Genomic DNA, 3,419 nt, shown 5'->3' on the forward strand with positions numbered 1-3,419 from the left:
CTGGTCGAGGCCGGCAAGCCGAAGATCGTCGCCGTCGTCGCCACAATGCGCAAGCTTCTCACCATTCTCAACGCTATCGTCCGGGATCAAAAACCGTGGCAAAAAACTTGACAGCCAAGACAGTCGCTCTCCCCGTAGAGCGACGGGGAGAAGGGAGGTGTCTGCAACGCTGGGGATTAGCGAAATCTTTCGCAAGGGCGCCTTTCTCCCCGTCGCTATACGGGGAGAAATGCCCGGCAGGGCAATGAGGGGCAGCGCAACCCTGAGCGGCTGGCTGATATCTCACGTCAGATCCGTCAGGATTTGGCGCTTCTCTTCGCTGGCTTTGGAGCCTTGCTTGCGGCCGGCTCGCCTTTTGGCCCTCCCCTTGCCGGAGGTGGAGCAGACAAAGCGCTTGCGCCGCCACTGTCCGCGGCACTGCACCGCGGCGTCTCCAGCACAGTGACGCAGCCATCGAGGTCGTTGGTGGCCAGATGCGCGTAGCGCATGGTCATCGACAGCGTCTGGTGGCCGAGCCACATCTGCACACGCCTGATATCGATGCCGCCCTGGACGAGACGCGAGGCACAAGTATGGCGCAATATATGCGGCACGACCTGATCGTCGGCGCCAAGCCCGACTTCGGCCTTGGCATCGTTCCAGATGGCGCGAAACTGCGCCTGGCTGAGCTTGGTGAACGGGCCTTTGGGCCGGCGGCCCTCGATCGCCGGCAGCTTGATCACCTCTTTTACCCGCTCGGTCATCGGGATGGTACGGCTGCGGCCGGATTTGGTGATCCAGAAACTGACGCGGTGCTCCTGGATATCGTTCCAAATCAAGCCCAGCGCTTCGCCGAGGCGGCAACCGGTGTCGACGAGAAAGACGGAAAGCCGATAAGCGTCCTCGCTGCGGCTCTTGATGGCGGCGAACAGCCGGGCCTCCTCGTCCCTTTCGAGGAAACGAATCCGTCCCGCCCGCTCTTTCTGGCGGCGGAACTCGGGCAGGCTGTGGATATCTCCCATCTTGTGAGCCTTGCGCAGCAGTTTGCTGAGGGCAGCCATCTTCCGGTTGATGGTTGCGTTGCTGTTGCCGCGCTGGCGCAAGGTGCCGATAAGATTGTCGAGGGTGCTTTGGTCAAAGGCGCTGAAACGCTCCCCAAGGAGGATCTCGTCTATCTCGCCGATGAAAGAGCTGACATTGTATTTATGCCGCCCGTCATCCCAAAGTATGTCCCGGTATGCTGAAAAAAGTTCTCCGATCCTGTGCGACTTTACTTCTCGTATCTTGTTGTAACTGTATTTTATTTTTGCAGTTTGAGAAGAAAACATCGAAAAATGATCAGAGGTTCCTCCCTCTTGAATCGCATCGTTCGTCATTATTCGCCACACCCCCGAGTGGATAGGCCTAGACCTACCTGCTTGACGGTGCCCTTTCAAGAGTTTTAAGCGTTGCGGCCGATTTCATCCACCAGCGGCGGATCCCAACGACATCGTTCCACAACCCTGTTCAGCTACCGAACCCCCTTTTCCTTCTGTTTGCTACCAGTCGCGAAAACAAAAACAGCCCGGGCGTTAAAGCGCCCGGGCTGGATTTCACTTGCCTTAAGTCCAGCCCTTAGAACGAGCGCTGGAAGCGGAGGAAACCGCCGACGGCGTTTTTCTTGTCCGACGGGAGGTTAGTCCAATTGTATTCATAGCCACCGAAGTCACCGGTCGTCTTGTGACTATTATGAGCATAATCGACTTCGGCGGTGATCGTGAAGCCAGGAACGATGTCATAGGCGATGTTGGCCGCGACGCCAGCTTCCTTGGCTTCGTCATACGACGCCTGAAGGTTGAACGAGGTCTTCTCGTTGATGGTGTAGGTGCCACCACCCCAGACTGCCCAGTTGCCGCCCCACTGCTTGTAGTAATTGCGCGGAACGTTGTCGTCGGAGCCGTAGCCGGCCATCAGGAACAGCGTCAGGTTCTGCATCGGGGTTACGTCGAGGCGAACCTTGGCAGCCCATTCTTCCATGGTGCTGTCATAGGCAGCAACACCGCTGATGGAGCCCCAGCCCTGCGTGTACTTCAGGCCGCCGACGACATAGGGAACATAGCTGTCGATCGAGTCATTGCCGAAGTCGGCACCGGAGCCGCCGGCGTCAAGAAAGCCCGAACCGGTTTCCAATGAAGCCACCGCCGAGAAGCCGTTGCCGGCATCGAAGTAGTACTGGACGACATTGGTGTCGAAGCCGCCGTAGGGAACGATCGTATCCTGGATGACATTGCCGGCGTAGCCGGTGAACGTGTTGAAGGCTGTTTCGTCCTTACCGACGCGGAGACCACCGAGCTGGATCCAGGCGAAGTTCAGCGAAACGCCTCTGCTGCCAAAGTCAGAATAACCGGGACCGAATTCGGCCGGGGCATGACCTGTTCCCCAGTTGAAGCGGGTTTCGGTGTAGGTCTTCAAGGTGCCCATCTCGGTTTCCTGGCCGGTATAGGTCCTCAACGTGAAGCGCGCCTGCTTGTAATAGCCGTCATTGGTATCGCCGTCCAAATAGTCGGTGTACCTAGCGCCGTCAAATGAGCCCCGCTCACCGACAGAGATATCATAGCGGACATAGCCGCCGATGCGCAGGCAGATTTCGGTGCCGGGGATGTAGTAGTAGCCAGCGCCGTAGACGTCGCAGATCTTGACGTATTCAGCGGGTTCCGGCTCGGCGACGACGACGGCGTCGGCGGCGCGCGCACCGGAAACTGCGACCAGTGCCGCAGCGGAGCCGAGAAGCAGGCTCTTGATGTTCATTTTCTGACCTCCAGTCAAAAGTTAAAAAACGGGTCTGGGTATTCTTTGCTGAAGGACAGCGTTCCCTGCCCCATCCCCACTACCGAAAAAGATGCGCACCGCGCCGCTCCTTCAAACCCGACATTACCCATGAGACGGCGGCGTTCAACCACGATCGTACCGGCAAAAGGTTTGTGGTGGCGCTATCGCCTGGCGTTGTTGCACAAATGACACGATTTGGCCTCACTCCGAAAGCTCCCGTTAACCATCGGCCCTTCGCAAGCCGTTGCAAACGGCGGATTCCGGCGATGGTCGGCCCGAAATGTGACGATGGCCCGAGTCGCGAACCAGGGAATTGCCGCAGAATCGCCACATCGCTGGGCGGCGCTTTGGCGAAGGGTCGATTTTTCAAGGATAATAGCGCAGGCTTGTTGATTGTGCCGGCGCTTTTCTTTATCCACCGGCGCAACGGAGAGGTGGCCGAGTGGTCGAAGGCGCTCCCCTGCTAAGGGAGTAGAGGTCAAAAGCTTCTCGTGGGTTCGAATCCCATCCTCTCCGCCATCCTGCTTCGTGTCCAACCCGGAGACATGGGTAACAGATTGTACTTAAGACATGGGTGACAACCTCGTGCCGAACGGGTTGTCGATGGTCTGCAAGGTCCTCTGTTCCAAGTC

General features: G+C 58.1%; 2 protein-coding genes, 1 tRNA gene and 1 pseudogene. 2 read left to right on the top strand and 2 right to left on the bottom strand.

Annotated elements, in window-relative coordinates; genetic code table 11:
- A pseudogene (locus NKI08_RS34245) lies at positions 1-111 on the top strand (IS110 family transposase); the annotation flags it as partial.
- Between the two features lie 185 nt (positions 112-296).
- Here the strand turns inward: NKI08_RS34245 and NKI08_RS34250 are convergent.
- A complete protein-coding gene (locus NKI08_RS34250; RefSeq protein WP_352775891.1) occupies positions 297-1,355 on the bottom strand; it encodes a tyrosine-type recombinase/integrase in 1,059 nt (352 codons plus the stop codon).
- Between the two features lie 238 nt (positions 1,356-1,593).
- The gene (locus NKI08_RS34255; RefSeq protein ID WP_352775893.1) at positions 1,594-2,766 is read right to left on the bottom strand and encodes a porin; all 1,173 of its coding nucleotides are present in this window, start codon (positions 2,764-2,766) and stop codon (positions 1,594-1,596) included.
- 449 nt (positions 2,767-3,215) lie between these two features.
- Here NKI08_RS34255 and NKI08_RS34260 point away from each other — a divergent pair.
- Positions 3,216-3,306 (top strand) — tRNA-Ser (locus tag NKI08_RS34260).
- Positions 3,307-3,419 lie beyond the last annotated feature (113 nt).

Origin of the sequence: Mesorhizobium sp. M0768 (assembly GCF_040320195.1) — a bacterium.
Taxonomy (GTDB): Bacteria; Pseudomonadota; Alphaproteobacteria; order Rhizobiales; family Rhizobiaceae; genus Mesorhizobium.

What these genes read in the sequence shown, in the direction of transcription:
- NKI08_RS34255 (WP_352775893.1), bottom strand. Translation starts at nt 2,766, where the DNA reads ATGAACATCAAGAGCCTGCTTCTCGGCTCCGCTGCGGCACTGGTCGCA.
- NKI08_RS34250 (WP_352775891.1), bottom strand. Translation starts at nt 1,355, where the DNA reads ATGACGAACGATGCGATTCAAGAGGGAGGAACCTCTGATCATTTTTCG.